Annotated in this window: 12 protein-coding genes; 6 read left to right on the top strand and 6 right to left on the bottom strand. The window is 69.4% G+C overall.

The window, feature by feature from the left end; genetic code table 11:
- Nucleotides 1–334: 334 nt before the first annotated feature.
- Complete coding sequence (locus G4D85_RS17780) at nucleotides 335–1,057, top strand: hypothetical protein (RefSeq protein ID WP_164013409.1); 723 nt, start codon at nucleotides 335–337, stop codon at nucleotides 1,055–1,057.
- Nucleotides 1,058–1,083: 26 nt separating this feature from the next.
- On the opposite strand, the gene G4D85_RS17775 is transcribed toward G4D85_RS17780, so the two are convergent.
- Nucleotides 1,084–2,472, bottom strand: coding sequence for an alpha-amylase family glycosyl hydrolase (locus tag G4D85_RS17775; protein ID WP_164013407.1), 1,389 nt, complete (start codon nucleotides 2,470–2,472; stop codon nucleotides 1,084–1,086).
- A gap of 99 nt (nucleotides 2,473–2,571) precedes the next feature.
- Here G4D85_RS17775 and G4D85_RS17770 point away from each other — a divergent pair, with 99 nt between their 5' ends.
- From G4D85_RS17770 to G4D85_RS17760, 3 genes are all read left to right on the top strand, one after another.
- Nucleotides 2,572–3,891 carry an amidohydrolase gene (locus G4D85_RS17770; protein ID WP_164013405.1) on the top strand — a complete coding sequence of 440 codons (1,320 nt, stop codon included), beginning with the start codon at nucleotides 2,572–2,574 and terminating at the stop codon, nucleotides 3,889–3,891.
- A 198-nt stretch (nucleotides 3,892–4,089) separates the two neighbouring features.
- A complete protein-coding gene (locus G4D85_RS17765; protein WP_164013403.1) occupies nucleotides 4,090–5,112 on the top strand; it encodes a hypothetical protein in 1,023 nt (340 codons plus the stop codon).
- Between the two features lie 198 nt (nucleotides 5,113–5,310).
- On the top strand, nucleotides 5,311–6,270 hold the full coding sequence (locus tag G4D85_RS17760) for an SMI1/KNR4 family protein (protein WP_240359343.1): 960 nt from the start codon (nucleotides 5,311–5,313) through the stop codon (nucleotides 6,268–6,270).
- Between the two features lie 32 nt (nucleotides 6,271–6,302).
- On the opposite strand, the gene G4D85_RS17755 is transcribed toward G4D85_RS17760, so the two are convergent.
- From G4D85_RS17755 to G4D85_RS17735, 5 genes are all read right to left on the bottom strand, one after another.
- Nucleotides 6,303–7,397, bottom strand: coding sequence for a Zn-dependent alcohol dehydrogenase (locus tag G4D85_RS17755; RefSeq protein ID WP_164013399.1), 1,095 nt, complete (start codon nucleotides 7,395–7,397; stop codon nucleotides 6,303–6,305).
- 69 nt (nucleotides 7,398–7,466) lie between these two features.
- Nucleotides 7,467–8,885, bottom strand: coding sequence for an aldehyde dehydrogenase family protein (locus G4D85_RS17750; RefSeq protein WP_164013397.1), 1,419 nt, complete (start codon nucleotides 8,883–8,885; stop codon nucleotides 7,467–7,469).
- A 15-nt stretch (nucleotides 8,886–8,900) separates the two neighbouring features.
- Entirely contained in the window at nucleotides 8,901–10,082 is a 1,182-nt protein-coding gene (locus G4D85_RS17745) for an acyl-CoA dehydrogenase (RefSeq protein WP_205525584.1), read from the bottom strand.
- Between the two features lie 5 nt (nucleotides 10,083–10,087).
- Complete coding sequence (locus G4D85_RS17740; protein WP_275900294.1) at nucleotides 10,088–11,293, bottom strand: 3-oxoadipyl-CoA thiolase; 1,206 nt, start codon at nucleotides 11,291–11,293, stop codon at nucleotides 10,088–10,090.
- Between the two features lie 5 nt (nucleotides 11,294–11,298).
- Nucleotides 11,299–12,798, bottom strand: a complete 1,500-nt coding sequence (locus tag G4D85_RS17735) for a 3-hydroxyacyl-CoA dehydrogenase (protein ID WP_164013395.1) — start codon at nucleotides 12,796–12,798, stop codon at nucleotides 11,299–11,301.
- Nucleotides 12,799–12,906: 108 nt separating this feature from the next.
- On the opposite strand from G4D85_RS17735, the gene G4D85_RS17730 reads away from it, so the two are divergent.
- Both G4D85_RS17730 and G4D85_RS17725 read left to right on the top strand, forming a co-directional pair.
- Entirely contained in the window at nucleotides 12,907–13,758 is an 852-nt protein-coding gene (locus tag G4D85_RS17730; protein ID WP_240359342.1) for an IclR family transcriptional regulator, read from the top strand.
- 14 nt (nucleotides 13,759–13,772) lie between these two features.
- On the top strand, nucleotides 13,773–14,924 hold the full coding sequence (locus tag G4D85_RS17725; protein ID WP_164013392.1) for an acyl-CoA dehydrogenase family protein: 1,152 nt from the start codon (nucleotides 13,773–13,775) through the stop codon (nucleotides 14,922–14,924).
- Nucleotides 14,925–14,941 lie beyond the last annotated feature (17 nt).

Genomic DNA, 14,941 nt, shown 5'->3' with positions numbered 1-14,941 from the left:
CACCAACGCGCGCGGGCCGCGCACCAGCGTCCCGGGCGGCAGGTCGGTGTCTCCCACCGGAGTCCTCCTCAAGCGCCGGGTGCCCGGGTGTACGTCGACGCCAATACGGTCAGTGCATCCGTTCAGGGCCGCGACCGCTCCAGCGTCGCGCCACGCGCGGCTGGCCCCTGACTTCGTTCAGCCCCGACAACCCGACCAGGCCGCTCGCGACGTATGTACCGTGAAGGCCTCTCGGGTATGTTCCCGCCCGGGAATCGTCATCCCACCCGTCTTACCCTCGCCGCCCCTTGGCGAGCCGTGCCCGGCCGGGTGCACCCGCTCAGGGGACGCCTCCATGCCACGATCCACTGCCTCCTTCCTCGTCGCGTTGCTGCTGCCCTGGGCTGTCCTGGCCCAGGACCTCCCGCCCGTCACCGAGCCCGCCTCCGCCGAGGACAGCGTCGCGGCGCCTCCGCTCATGCAGGCGCCGGAAGACGCTCCGGCCGAGGCCTCGCCCGCCACGCCCGTGGCGACCGGCTCCAGTGAGCCAGAGGCCTTCCTGACACCGCGGAAGAAGCGAATCCTGGTGGGCACCGTGGCGGGCTCCCTGGGGACGGTGGCGGGGGGAGCGCTGGGCGGCACCCTGTCCCTCCAGCGGCTCGCGAGCTGCGGCTCGTTCCCCGGTACCATCTACTGCGGTGAGAGCCTGGTCCCCCTCTACGTGGGGATGGCGGCCGGCTCCGGCCTGGGGGTCTACACCTCCAGCCGGCTCATGGGCGGCAAGGGCAACCTGCTGCTGACGATGCTGGGTGCGGGCCTGGGCACGGTGCCCGTCGCGCTGCTCTCGGATGGCAATCCCCCCGGCAGGCCTGCGGTGTCGAAGAACGGCACGCACATCATCGCCAGCATGCTGCTGCCCACGGCGGGCGCACTCCTGTTCAACGAAATCTCCCACGCCGTCCTCGGGCCGGAGCCCGTGCCGGTCCAACACCGGAAGGACCCGGGCTTCCTGGTGGCGCCCACCGTCGGCGCGACACCGCGCGGGGACGCGATGGGCGGGCTCGTCGGACGTTTCTGAGCCGGGGACGACCCCGAGGCTGTCGCTCAGGCCCGGCGCAGCACCCTTCCCACCGTGGGCGGCAACGCCCCGAGTTGGAGGCGCCCTCCTCGCGACGAGAAGCGGCGCCCAGACTCCAACAGGTCCACCCACTCCCCTTCCCCGGCGCCGGGCAGCGGAAGATCCACCGGCTCGGAGGGCTTGTCCGCGGCATTCACCGCGACCACGAGCGACTCGCTCCCCAACTCCCGCAGATAGGCGAGCTGCTCCGAGCGCACGAGCAGCTCCCGGTAGCGTCCGCGCCGGAGCACCTCGTGCTGGTGCCGGAGCGCGGCGAAGCGGGTGATGGCCGCGCGCAGGCCCGGAGGACTGTCCGGAGGCCCTGGCGGCTCGGGCAGTGGCGGCCGGAGCGGCCGGTCATTGCCGCCCTCCTTGCGCCCCTGCTGGCCCCACTCGCTGCCGTAGTAGAGCGACGGCGCGCCCGGCAGCGTGAAGAGGAGCAGGTAGAGCAGCGGGAGGTGACGCAGCTCCTTGAGAAGGCTCGCGGCCCGATTCACATCGTGGTTGTCCGCGAAGGTGTAGAGGGTGAGCCCCTCATACATCCCCTCCCCCGCCGCCACCTGCCGCTTCAGCGTGTGGGCCAGCTCGAAGTAGTTCCGGTCGTTGTGGCTGGACCAGAGTGCCTTCCACAGCGCGTAGTCGGTGGTGGCGTGCAGGCGCCCCGGCCGGGCCCACTGGCGATAGTCGCCGTGGATGACTTCGCCCATCAGCCACAACGGACGCTCCAGGCCCCGGCAGAAGGCATGGAGGCCGTCGAAGAAGTCCAGGTCCATGTCGTCCGCGGCGTCCAGTCGCAGGCCGTCGATGCCGAAGCGCTTCACCCAGTGGGCCACGGCGTCGAAGAGGTGCCGGCGGACCGCGTCCTGGCGCAGGTCCAGCTTCACCAGGTCCTCCACCCCGTGCCAGCCCTGGTACACGAACGGGTCGCCGAAGCGGTTCTTCGCATCGAAGCGCAGGCCCGTGAACCAGCTCCGATAGGGCGACGCCTGCCCCTTCTCCCTCACGTCCTTGAAGGCCCAGAAGTCGCGCCCCACGTGGTGGAAGACGGCATCCACCACCACCTTCATCCCCCGGGCATGCAGCCCGCCCACCAGGCGGGCGAGCGCCGCGTCGTCGCCCAGGCGCCGGTCCACCTGGAAGTAGTCCGCCGTGTCGTAGCCGTGGGACGACGACTCGAAGACGGGGCCCAGGTAGACGGCGTTCACCCTCAGCGCGGCCCACACGTCCAGCCACGGCAGCAGCCGGTCCAGCCGCGCGACGGGCGGGCTCTGGAAGTCATTGGGCATGAGGGCGTCGCAGGCCCCCAGCGGGTACACGTGCATGAAGACGGCGTCGTGTATCCAGGCAGGTTCGGCGAGCAGTGTCTCTGATGGCATTTCGACCATGGATGCGCACCCGGAGAGCGAGCCTCAACGCCATGCGTCGAGGTGTGCTCTATTGCCTGCCGTGCAGCCCCTCGGACAGGAGACCGCCTGGTGAAATCGCTCCCCCTGCTTGCCGCCCTCTTCGTCTGCTCCGCCCTGCCCGGCGGCGCGGCCCTCGCGGCGCAAGCGCCCTCCCCCGTGCTCGGTGGCATCGACGCGCTCTACCCGGACCTGGACGCGCTGTACCAGGACCTGCACCAGTCGCCCGAACTGTCGCTCCAGGAGGAGCAGACGGCGGCGAAGCTGGCCGAGCGCCTGCGCAGGCTGGGCTTCGAGGTGACGCCGAAGGTGGGAGGGCACGGCATTGTCGCCCTGCTGCGCAACGGCAAGGGTCCCACGGTGATGCTGCGCACGGACCTGGACGGGCTGCCGGTGGAGGAGAAGACGGGCCTACCGTACGCCAGCAAGGTGAAGGTGAAGGACGCGGCGGGAGCGACGGTGTCGGTGATGCACGCGTGCGGGCATGACGTGCACATGACGTCGTGGATTGGCACGGCCACGCTGCTGGCGAAGTCGAAGGACAAGTGGCGCGGCACGCTGATGCTCATCGGCCAGCCCGCCGAGGAGATTGGCGCGGGCGCCCGGCAGATGCTGGCCGACGGCCTGTTCAAGCGCTTCCCCAAGCCGGACTTCGCCGTGGCCCTCCACACCACGGGCACCGCCGCGGCGGGGACGGTGCAGTTCACCCCCGGCTATTCGATGGCCAGCGTGGACTCGGTGGACGTCACCCTCTACGGCAAGGGCGGGCACGGCGCGTACCCGCACACCACGGTGGACCCGGTGGTGCTGGCGGCGCGCACCATCCTCTCGCTGCAGACGCTCATCAGCCGCGAGAAGCACCCGCTGGAGCCCGCGGTGCTGACGGTGGGCTCCATCCACGGCGGCACCAAGCACAACATCATCCCGGATGACGTGAAGCTCCAGCTCACGCTGCGCACGTACAAGCCCGAGGTCCGCAAGGCCCTGCTGGCCGGCATCGAGCGCGTGGCGAAGGCCGAGGCCATGGCCGCCAACGCGCCCCGCCCGCCGGACGTCTCCGTCACCGAGGGCACGCCCGCCAACTTCAACGACCCGGAGCTCACGAAGCGACTGGTGGGCGCGGTGGGTCGGGTGCTCGGCCCGAAGAACATCAGTGAAACGCAGCCGGTCATGGGCGGTGAGGACTTCGCCGAGTACGGCCGCACGGGCATCCCCGCGGTGATGCTGTGGCTCGGAATCACGGAGCCCAAGCGCCTTGCCTCGGCCCAAGCCGCGGGGGAGGCGCTGCCCTCGGCACACTCGCCCCTCTACGCGCCGGACCGCGAGCGCACACTGCGCACCGGCGTCACCACGCTCACCACCGCCGCGCTGGAGCTGCTCGGCAAGCCCTGAGCACGGCGGTGCAACCCACCTGCAAGAGTACGTGGGTTATTCAAAAGTCTTACATCCTCGCGGCAGATTTTCGTGCTGCCGCCCGCGCCTGGTTCCTGGCGGATGTGTGGCTTGCGGCGAGGCGGGAGGACCATGTTAGCGGTGGGCCGCGCACGCGGTCCGCCGTGGCGCTGTCCACTACCCCTCGAGGTCCACATCATGAAGACACTCCTCACGAAGACGCTGCGTCTGGCGGCGCTGGGCGGGCTGGCGCTGCTCGGCGCTCCGGCCGCGGCGCAGACCGTCCCCTTCTCTCCGTTCGTTCCCTTCGAGGTGCGGGTGAACTTCCAGCCCGCCAACGCGCCCGTACCTGCCGGCTTCGTCGTGGACTCGGGACAGGTGTTCGGGAGCCGGGGCAATGGCTACACGTACGGGTGGAGCGCGGACAACACGACCAACACGCGCGACCGGAATGACGCGAACACGCCATCCCAGGCCTACGACACCGTCATCCGCACGCAGAACGGCGGCAACTTCACCTGGGAGCTGGCCGTCCCCAACGGCTACTACGAGGTCCGGCTGGTGGCTGGCGACCCGGGCTTCTTCGACAGCGACTACATCTTCAGCGTCGAGTACTACGGCCACGTGCTGAAGGGCACGCCCACCGACGGGCAGCGCTTCGTCGAGTCGGTGAGCACCGTCGATGTGAATGACGGCCGGCTGACCCTCCGCAACGACAGCTTCGCGGTGAACAACAAGCTGGCCTTCGTGGAGGTGAAGCGGAAGTTCGGGGTCGACATCAACTTCCAGCCCGCCTCGGCCTCTCCCGTGGAGATCTACGGAATGCTCACCGACTACGGCCAGGTCTATGGGAGCCGCGCCTACGGCTTCTCCTATGGGTGGAACGTGGACAACACGGCCAACATGGTGGACGCGGGCTACGACATCGACATCCTCGCGCAGCGGCACGCGCGCATGCAGCAGGGTGGAGACCGCGTCTGGGAGATTGCCGTGCCCAACGGCGTCTACGCGATTGACCTCATGGCGGGAGACCCCAGCACGAAGAACGGCTCGTACCGCATCCAGGTGGAGGACTCGGTGCTGCTCAGCGGCGTGCCGACCGGCTACGGCTTCACCAATGGCTCAGGCGTGGTGGCGGTGTCGGACGGTCGCCTCACCGTGCGCAGCGCGCCTGGCGCCGCCAACAACAAGATCAACTTCATTCGCATCCACCAGAAGTAGCAGCGAGCGGCGCCCCTCTGCAGCCGCGAAAAACGCCCTGGGCAGTGCGCGGTCAAACACGTAGCGTCTGGCGCAATGACTACGGAGCCACGCCCCAAGGACGTCCCCCCCGAAGCCACCTTCGATGCCAGCGCCAACCTCTGGCGAGACGGTGGCCCCAACGACGCGCGCGAGCGCCTGTGGATCCATCCGTCGGGCATGCTGCTGCTCGATGCCACCCGGAAGGACGGCAAGCTCGACGGGGAGATCAAATGGTCGCTCGCCATCCACCAGATGTCCGAGCACGCGCCGCGTGTGGCCATGCAGGCTGCGCTCGGCCTGCCGAAGGGGCCGACCAACACGATGCTCGCAACATTTGCGAACGGTGCACTGGTCGAGGTGCGCTTCCGAGCCGGCTTCGACTTCCCGGACACGCTGCGAGTCGAGCTCCGTGACGGCGTGATTGACGGCACCGTCGAATGGGTCATCGGACCCGCCAACGGTGCACTGTTCGAGTACGCCGGCACCACGCTTCTGCCCAAGGTCTTCAAGGTTCCCAAGCCGTGGCCCCATCGCCTGACGGCGGTCTTCGTCAAGGGCAAGCTGAAGAACACGACGTACTTCGCCAAGGACGGCACTCCTATCGACACGGGCGTGACCTCGCTCACCGAATGGGGCGAGAACGTCGAGGCGAGCACCCTCACCGGCTACATCGAGCGCGGCGACTTCGCGTCGGACGCGGCGCGCTTCTTCCCGAAGGCGCCGCGCGTGTCGAAAAGTGGCAGCGAGAAGGTTCGCGCCGTTCCCGCGGGTCGCGCGCTCGACGACGTGGTGACCGGCGGGGGGGTGCCGTCGATGACCCTTGCGTTCGACTTCGACAGCTATGGCTTCGACTGCAAGAAGGAGGATTTGTACGGAGCCAACGACGACAAGTACGTCGGCATCGCGAGCGACGGGTCCGGCGAGATGTTTCTTCTCGACGTCACCACGGGTGAGGTCGTCCGCTACGCGCACGAGGAAGGCACTGTCGCTCCGGCCTTCACGTCGCTCGACCAGCTTGCCTTCTCGCTCCTCCGCGTCGAGGCGTCCGCCAAGAAGCTCATCCCAAAGGCGAAGCTCTCGGCGCTGTTCAAGCGGCTCGGCCTCACGATGGGCAGCGCGCTCCTGAAAGAATACTGAGCGCGCCTGCCCTCGAGCTGGCGAGAGTCGGGTCAGAAGAGGACGACGCCGCGGGCATTCACCCCGCTCTGCATGTCGGCGAAGGCCGCGTCGAGCTGGTCGAGCTGGTACGTCTTCGTCACCAGCTCATCCAGCTTGAGCTTCCCCTGCGTGTACAGGTCGACCAGCTTCGGCATGTCGCGGTGCACGTCCGCCGTGCCGAACCACGAGCCGAGCAGCCGCTTCTCCATCAGCGGCAGCACGAAGACGTTCAGGCTGATCTGCTCCTTCACGCTCCCCACGCCGACGACGACACAGGTGCCCGCCTTGCGCGTGCACAGGTACGCCTGCTCGATGGTCTCCTTGCGGCCCACGGCCTCGTACGCGTAGTCCGCGCCACGGCCGTGGGTCAGCTCGCGGATGGCGGCGACCGGGTCTCCGGCCTTCGCGTCCACCACGTCCGTCGCCCCGAAGACCTTCGCCAGCTCCAGCTTCTGCGGGTGCACGTCCACCGCGATGATGCGCTCCGCCTTCGCAATCGCCGCGCCCTGGATGATGTTGAGCCCCACGCCACCGGCGCCGAACACCGCCACCGTCTGCCCTTGCGGCATCTCGGCCGTGTTGAACACCGCCCCCACGCCCGTCGCCACCGCGCAGCCAATCAGCGCGGCCTTGTCCAGCGGAGCCTCCTCGGGCAGCCGTACCGCCGCGCGTGAGTGGACGACGGCGTACTCGGACAGGGCCCCCAGCGCGGAGAAGACGTTCAGGTCCTGCTCCCCCTTGCGCAGCCGGGTGCTCCCGTCCGGCATCCGGTTGCTGGCGTTGATCTTCTCACCGAGCAGACACAGGTTCGGGCGCTGGATGCGGCAGTAGTAGCACTCGCCACACTGCGCCACCCACGAGAGGACGACCTTGTCGCCCTTCTTCAGGTGGGTGACGCCCGCGCCCACCTCCTCGACGATGCCCGCCCCCTCGTGGCCCAGCACACACGGGAGCTTCATCTTCACGGTGCCGTTCAGCACCGACAGGTCCGTGTGACAGACGCCACACGCCACCATCCGGACGAGCACCTCCTGCGCCTGCGGCGGGTCGAAGCGGATGTCGTCAATGGTCAGCTTGTCCTTCTCGAAACACACGGCAGCCTTCATGGTGGCTTGCTCCAGATGCGGTGGGGAACGGGGACAGCGAAGAGGTCAGCGGACTTCCGGAAACGGGATTCAGAGCTGCATCGCCTTGTGCTCCAGGAACTCCTCCAGCCCGTGCCGGCCGAACTCGCGACCATGGCCGGACTGCCGGTAGCCACCGAAGGGCGCCAGCGGGTTGAAGCGACCGCCGTTGATGTCCACCTGGCCGGTGCGCATCCGGCGGGCCACACGCTTCGCCCGCTCGACATCGCCGGACCAGACAGCGCCCGACAGGCCGTAGATGGTGCTGTTGGCGATGCGGATGGCGTCGTCCTCGTCCTCGTACGGCATGATGACGAGCACGGGCCCGAAGATCTCCTCCTGGGCGATGGTCATCTCCGGCGTGACGCCAGCGAAGACCGTGGGCTTCACGTAGTAGCCCTTCGGGAGCCCCTCGGGCTGCTCGGGCCCTCCTGCGACGAGCGTGGCCCCCTCACGGAGGCCCTGCTGGATGTACTCGCGCACGCGCGCGCGCTGTGCCTCGGAGGTGAGGGGGCCGAGCTTCGCCTCGCCCTTGAACGGGTCTCCCACGGTGAAGCCAGCAGCCGCCTCGGCCGCGAGCCGCGCCGCCTCTTCATGCAGGGAGCGCGGGACGAGCAGGCGCGTGTGCGCCGAGCACGTCTGCCCGGAGTTGAGGAAGCAGTTGCTGACCACCCGCTTCACGGTCGTCTTGAGGTTCGCGTCGTCCAGGACGATGGCCGCCGACTTGCCGCCCAGCTCCAGCGCCACGCGCTTGATGGTGGCGGAGGCCAACTCCGACACCCGCCGCCCGGCGCGCGTCGAGCCGGTGAAGGACACCATGTCCACCTCGGGGTGGCGGACCAGCGCCTCGCCCACGACAACGCCCGTCCCAGACACGAGGTTGAAGACTCCCGCCGGGACACCGGCCTCGTGCACGACTTCCGCGAGGATGAAGGCGTTGAGCGGAGCCACTTCGCTGGGCTTGAGGACGACGGTGCAGCCCGCGGCCAGGGCCGGGGCCACCTTGGCGATGATTTGATGCAGCGGGTAGTTCCAGGGGGTGATGCAGGCCACGACGCCCACCGCCTCACTCACCACCAGTGAGTTCCCCACCTGCTCCTCGAAGGCGTACTCTTGGAGGAGCTGCACGTAGGTGCCCGTCACGGTGATGGGCGTGCCCACCTGGATGGGCTTCGCCAGGGCGAGGGGCATGCCCACCTCGCCCGTAATCGTGCGCGCCAGGTCGTCCTGCCGCGCCGTCAGGCCCTGCTGGAGCCGCGCCAGCACCTGTGCGCGCTCGGCGGCGGGCCGGGTGGACCACGCGTCGAAGGCAGCGCGCGCCGCCTTTACCGCGCGGTCCACGTCCTCCTCGGTGCCGTCGGGGATGCGGCCCATCACCTCCTCCGTCGAGGCACTGAGCACGTCGAAGTGCCCCGTGCCCCGCGAGGGGGTCCACTCACCGTTGATATAGAGCTTGTCGAAGCCTTGCATGGGTGTCTCCCAGGGTCAGCTGAAGGCCTGGATGCCCGTCTGTGCGCGCCCGAGAATGAGCGCGTGGACATCGTGGGTGCCCTCGTAGGTGTTCACCGCTTCCAGGTTCATCACGTGCCGGATGACGTGGTACTCGTCCGAGATTCCGTTGCCGCCCAGCATGTCGCGAGCGGTGCGTGCGATATCCAGCGCCTTGCCGCAGTTGTTGCGCTTGAGCAGGGAGATGGCCTCCGGCGCCGCCTTCTCCGCGTCCTTCATCCGCCCCAGGCGCAGCGCCGCCGTCAGCCCCAGGGTGATTTCCGTCTGCATGTCCGCCAGCTTCTTCTGGATGAGCTGGTTGGCGGCCAGCGGCCGGCCAAACACCTGGCGCTCCAGCGAGTACGCGCGCGCCGTGTGCCAGCAGAACTCCGCCGCGCCCATGGAGCCCCAGGAGATGCCGTAGCGCGCGTTGTTCAGGCACCCGAACGGCCCCTTCAGGCCCTTCACCCCGGCGAACAGGTTCTCCTCGGGGACGAACACGTCGTCCATGACGATGCCGCCCGTCGACGAGGCGCGCAGCGAGAACTTGCCTTCAATCTTCGGCGCGGTGAGCCCCTTCATGCCCTTCTCCAGCACGAAGCCGCGAATCTCGTCGCTCTCGTCCTTCGCCCAGACGACGAAGACGTCCGCGATGGGCGAGTTGGTAATCCACTGCTTGGTGCCGGAGAGGCGGTAGCCGCCCGGCGCCTTCCGGGCACGGCTGCGCATGGCGCCAGGGTCGGAGCCGGCGTCGGGCTCGGTCAGCCCGAAGCAGCCGACGAGTTCCCCCTTCGCCAGCCCTGGCAGATACTTGCGCCGCTGCGCCTCCGAGCCGTACGCGTGGATGGGGTACATGACGAGCGACGACTGCACGCTCATCGCGGAGCGGTAGCCGGAGTCCACGCGCTCCACCTCGCGCGCGAGCAGGCCATAGGACACGTATGACGCGCCGGCCCCTCCGTACTCGGGCGGCAGCGTGGAGCCGAGCAGGCCGAGGCTGCCCAGCTCATTCATGATTTCGCGGTGGAACACCTCGTGGCGGTTGGCCTCGAGGACGCGCGGCAAAAGCTGCCGCTGGCAGTAGTTGCGAGCGGTGTCGCGGAGCAGCCGCTCCTCCTCCTTCAGCTCCTCTTCGAGGAGGAACGGGTCTTCCCAATGGAACGTGGCGCGCTGGCTCATGGTGTTCAGGCCCTCTCCAGGATGGCGGCGATGCCCTGCCCCACACCGATGCACATGCTGACGAGCGCGTAGCGGCCTCCACCCACCTGGAGCTGGCGCGCGGCCGTCAGCGCCAGGCGCGCACCCGACGCGCCCAGCGGATGACCGAGGGCGATGGCGCCCCCGTTCGGGTTCACGCGGCTGTCGTCCTCGCTCAATTCGAGCAGCTTGAGGCAGCCCAGCACCTGCACGGCGAAGGCCTCGTTGATTTCGATGACGTCCAGGTCCGCGAGCGTCAGCCTGGCCCGCTCCAGCGCCTTGCGCGCGGCGGGGACGGGGCCCAGGCCCATGGTGCGCGGCGGCACTCCCGCGACGGCGGCCGAGACGATGCGCGCCAGCGGCTTGCACCCGGCCCGCTCGCCCACGCCCAGCGTGCCCACCAGCAGGGCCGCCGCCCCGTCGTTGATGCCCGACGCGCTGCCCGCGGTGACGACGCCGTCCGCTGCCAGCGGCTGCAGCGCGGCCAGCTTGCCGAGCGTGGTCTCCGGACGTGGGTGCTCGTCCACCTCCACGCGGATGACAGTGCCCTTCCGGCCCGGAAGCTCCACGGGCACCAACTCCCCCGTGTAGAAGCCGGAGGCCAGGGCCGCCGCGTACTTCCGCTGCGAGGCCAGGGCGAAGCGGTCGCTCGGCTCGCGGCCGATGCCCAGGTCCTTCGCGACGTTGTCCGCCGTCTGCGGCATCGTGTCGTCGCCGAAGCCCGCGATGAGGCGAGGGTTGGGAAAGCGCGCGCCCATCGTCGTGTCGTAGATACGCGCGTCGCGGCTGAAGGCGGACTCGCCCTTGGCCATGGCGAAGGGCGCACGGCTCATGCTCTCCACCCCACCGGCGATGAACAGCTCCCCCTGCCCCGTCATGGCGGCGCGCGCCGCGTCGAGCACCGCCGCCAGCCCGCTGCCGCACAGGCGGTTGACGGTCAGCCCCGCGACTTCGATGGGCAGTCCGGCGAGCAGCGCCGCGTGCCGCGCGACGTTGCGGCTGTCCTCGCCCGCCTGGTTCGTGCAGCCGATGACGACGTCCTCGACCTCGTGGGGCTCGAAGGGGCCGCGCGCGAGCACCGCGCGGATGACGCCGGCCAGCAGGTCATCGGGGCGCACCGGCGCCAGCGTGCCGGCGTGGCGGCCGAACGGCGTCCGCAGGCCATCGTAGATGTAGGCACTCATGGGGCTCATGGGATTCATCCCTCCGGAGTGAGGAGCGAGACGCCGAGCCGCGCCCGGCGGGACAGCCATGGACTGGTGCGGTAGCGCGCGTCACCCGTGGCGGCATGCAGCGCCTCCAACACCTTCAGCAGCCGTCGGGGCCCCAGCGCGTCGCCCCAGGCCAGCGGGCCCCGGGGGTAGCCGAGGCCGAGCGTCACCGCCGCGTCGATGTCCTCCGGGCTGGCGATGCGCTGCTGCGCGAGGTCGCAGGCGATGTTGACGATGGTGGCGAGCACGCGCTGGGAGACGAAGCCCGGACTGTCGTGGATGCGCGACACCGCCGTGCCATCAGCAGCGAGCAGCGCCCAGGCCGAGTCCAGGAACGCGGGCCGCGTCACCGGCGTCGTCATCACCGTGCGGCGGCGCTCCGGGCCGAGCAGCAGGTCCACCGCCACCGTGCGCTCGGCGTCCAACTCCAGGGCCAGCGCGGTGGTGGTCGCGTCATGCCCCAATGGAGCCACCAGACACAGGGACTCCGGACCGGGACGCGCCCCGCTGTCGAGGGGCAAGCCCGCCGCGCCCACCACATTGCGAAGCGCTTCGGTCCACCCCGCCTCCTCCGCACCCACCCACACCGGGCGACGCTCGCCTTGCGGCACCGGCGGTGCCGGAACGGGCTGCTGCTTGCCGCCCTCATGCACGTAGAAGCCGCGTCCCGTCTTCCGGCCGAGCAGCCCCGCCGCCAGCCGCCGACGCAGCACGTACGACGGGCGGAAGCGGGGCTCCTGGTAGAACTGCTCGTAGACCGACTCCATCACCGGGTGCGAGACGTCCAGCCCCGTCAGGTCCAGCAGCTCGAAGGGCCCCATCCGAAACCCGGCCGCGTCGCGGAGGATGCGGTCAACCTCGTCGAAGGAAGCGATGCCGTCCTGGAGGATGCGCAGCGCCTCCGTGCCGAAGCCCCGGCCGGCGTGGTTGACGATGAAGCCGGGCGTGTCCGAAGCGCGGACCGGCCGGTGGCCGAGGCGATGCGCGAGGGAGACCAGCGCCTCGCCGACCCAGGGCTCGGTGCGCGCGCCCTCGATGACCTCCACCACCTTCATCAACGGCACCGGATTGAAGAAGTGGAACCCGCCCACGCGCCCGGGCCGCTCGCACGCGGCGGCGATGGCCGTCACGGACAGCGACGAGGTGTTGGTCGCCAGCAGGCACCCGGGGCCGACGATGGGCTCCAGTCGGGTGAACAGCTCCTGCTTCGCCCGGAGGTCCTCGACGATGGCCTCCACCACCACGTGACAGCCGGCGAGCCCGGCCTCGCTCTGGATGGGCTGGAGCCGGGCCGTCGCCGCGCGCGCCTCCTCGGCGGACAGACGGCCCTTGGCCGCGAGCGAGTCCAGCGTCGCGCCCACGCCGGTGCGTGCTTCCTCGGCGGCGTTGAGGCGCGAGTCCAGCAGACGCACGGAGATGCCAGCCTGCGCCGCCAGCTGCGCGATGCCCCGGCCCATGGTGCCGGTGCCGACGATTCCCAGTTCCATAAGCGGGTTTTCCCTAATTTCGCACAGCGAAATTGAGTTTCGCAAAACCTTGACCCCTATCTACCGACTGTTTATGGTCCTTGCAATCCCACTCTTTCCAGGACCGCCATGTCCCGTCCCCCTGGCTCCTACGCACCCACGAATGACACCGGGATCACCTTCATGGAGTCGCTCGAGCAATCGGGCGACGAGGAGGTCAAGGACCGTCAGTTCGTGACAGCGCTGGCGCGCGGGTTGGAAATCCTGCGCGCCTTCACGCCGCAGCGGCCGATGCTCGGCAACCAGGAGCTGGCGGCGAGCACGGGCCTGCCCAAGCCGACCATCTCCCGACTCACACACACGCTGACGCGGCTGGGCTACCTCACCTATTCGGAGCGGCTGGGGAAGTACCAGCTCGGCACGCGGGTGCTGGCGCTCGGCTTCGCGGCCCTCTCCAACATGGGCGTGCGCGACGTGGCGAGGCCACTGATGCAGGACCTGGCGGACTACGCCAACGTCCCCGTGTCGCTGGGCAGCCGCGACAGGCTCAACGTCGTGTACGTGGAGCACTGCCGCTCCACCGCGGCGGTGACGCTGCGGCTGGACATCGGCTCACGGCTGCCGCTGGCCACCACGGCCATGGGGCGGGCGCTGCTCGCTGCCCTGCCCGAGGCGGAGCGCAACTACTTCATGGACCACATGTCCAAGCGCGAGGGGGACAAGTGGCCCCGCATGCGCGACGGCATCGAACAGGCCCTCGCGGACTACCAGACGCACGGCTTCACCCTCTCCGTCGGGGACTGGGACCGGGATGTGAATGCGGTGGGAGTGCCCTTCATCCCTCCGGATGGCAGCGGAATCCTCGCCTTCAACTGTGGCGGCCCGTCGTTCCTGATGCCCCGCCAGAGGCTGCTGCTCGACCTGGGCCCCCGGCTGGTGAACCTGGTTCGCAATGTCGAAGCCGCGCTGATGCGCCGCTGAGGAGTACGCACCCCATGGCCTGTGATGATGACACCCTGGCCCAGCTGCTCTCCACGCTGGACCGCTTCGTCAAGGAGCGGCTGGTGCCGAACGAGCACCGCGTCGCGGACGAGGACGCCATTCCTCCGGAGCTGGTGGAGGAGATGCGCCGACTGGGTCTGTTCGGCCTGTCCACGCCGACGGACTACGGCGGCATCGGCCTGAACATGAGCCAGGAGGTGCAGGTGGCCTTCGTGCTCGGTCAGACGTCTCCCGCGTTCCGCTCGCTCATCGGCACCAACAACGGCATCGGCTCGCAGGGCATCGTCCTGGACGGCACCGAGGAGCAGAAGAAGAAGTACCTGCCCCGGCTGGCCTCCGGAGAGATTGTCGGCGCCTTCGCGCTGACCGAGCCCAACGCCGGCTCGGACGCGTCCTCGCTGACCACCTCCGCGCGCCGCGTGGGCGACCACTACGTGCTCAACGGCACCAAGCGCTACATCACCAACGCGCCGGAGGCCGGGCTCTTCACGGTGATGGCGCGCACCAACCCCGAGGACAAGGGGGCCGGTGGCATCTCCGCCTTCCTGGTGGAGGCCGGCACGCCGGGCCTGCACATCGGTCCGTACGACAAGAAGATGGGACAGAAGGGCACGCACACCGCGGACGTCCTGTTCGAGGACTGCCGCGTGCCCGTGTCCCAGCTGCTGGGTGGCAGCGAGGGCCAGGGCTTCAAGACGGCGATGAAGGTGCTGGACCGCGGCCGGCTCCACATCGCCGCCGTGTGCGTCGGCGTCGCCGAGCGCCTCATCCGCGAGAGCCTGCGCTATGCAATGGAGCGGCAGCAGTTCGGCAAGCCCATCGCCGAGTTCCAGCTCATCCAGGCCATGCTGGCCGACAGCCGCACCGAGGCCTATGCCGCCCGCTGCATGGTGCTGGACGCGGCCCACAAGCGAGACCTGGGACAGAACGTCAGCACCGAGGCCTCGTGCTGCAAGCTGTACGCGAGTGAGATGGTGGGGCGCGTGGCGGACCGCGCGGTGCAGATTTTCGGCGGCGCCGGCTACATCGCCGACTACGGCATCGAGCGCTTCTACCGCGACGTGCGCCTGTTCCGCCTGTACGAGGGCACCAGCCAGATTCAGCAGCTCGTCATCGCGCGCAACATGATGCGCGAGGTGAGCTGACCTCTCGAAAGCCCTGG

The sequence above is a fragment of the Pyxidicoccus trucidator genome, from assembly GCF_010894435.1.
GTDB classification, from domain to species: domain Bacteria; phylum Myxococcota; class Myxococcia; order Myxococcales; family Myxococcaceae; genus Myxococcus; species Myxococcus trucidator.
The sequence above is the reverse complement of the archived record's forward strand: the minus strand, read 5'-3'. Positions and strand labels throughout refer to the sequence as shown.

Bases quoted from the DNA above. Each gene is read 5' to 3' on its own strand.
- G4D85_RS17745 (WP_205525584.1), bottom strand. From the start codon at position 10,082: ATGAGCCAGCGCGCCACGTTCCATTGGGAAGACCCGTTCCTCCTCGAA.
- G4D85_RS17735 (WP_164013395.1), bottom strand. From the start codon at position 12,798: ATGGAACTGGGAATCGTCGGCACCGGCACCATGGGCCGGGGCATCGCG.
- G4D85_RS17740 (WP_275900294.1), bottom strand. From the start codon at position 11,293: ATGAGCCCCATGAGTGCCTACATCTACGATGGCCTGCGGACGCCGTTC.
- G4D85_RS17750 (WP_164013397.1), bottom strand. From the start codon at position 8,885: ATGCAAGGCTTCGACAAGCTCTATATCAACGGTGAGTGGACCCCCTCG.
- G4D85_RS17730 (WP_240359342.1), top strand. From the start codon at position 12,907: ATGTCCCGTCCCCCTGGCTCCTACGCACCCACGAATGACACCGGGATC.
- G4D85_RS17755 (WP_164013399.1), bottom strand. From the start codon at position 7,397: ATGAAGGCTGCCGTGTGTTTCGAGAAGGACAAGCTGACCATTGACGAC.
- G4D85_RS17775 (WP_164013407.1), bottom strand. From the start codon at position 2,472: ATGCCATCAGAGACACTGCTCGCCGAACCTGCCTGGATACACGACGCC.
- G4D85_RS17780 (WP_164013409.1), top strand. From the start codon at position 335: ATGCCACGATCCACTGCCTCCTTCCTCGTCGCGTTGCTGCTGCCCTGG.
- G4D85_RS17760 (WP_240359343.1), top strand. From the start codon at position 5,311: ATGCTGCTGCTCGATGCCACCCGGAAGGACGGCAAGCTCGACGGGGAG.
- G4D85_RS17725 (WP_164013392.1), top strand. From the start codon at position 13,773: ATGGCCTGTGATGATGACACCCTGGCCCAGCTGCTCTCCACGCTGGAC.
- G4D85_RS17765 (WP_164013403.1), top strand. From the start codon at position 4,090: ATGAAGACACTCCTCACGAAGACGCTGCGTCTGGCGGCGCTGGGCGGG.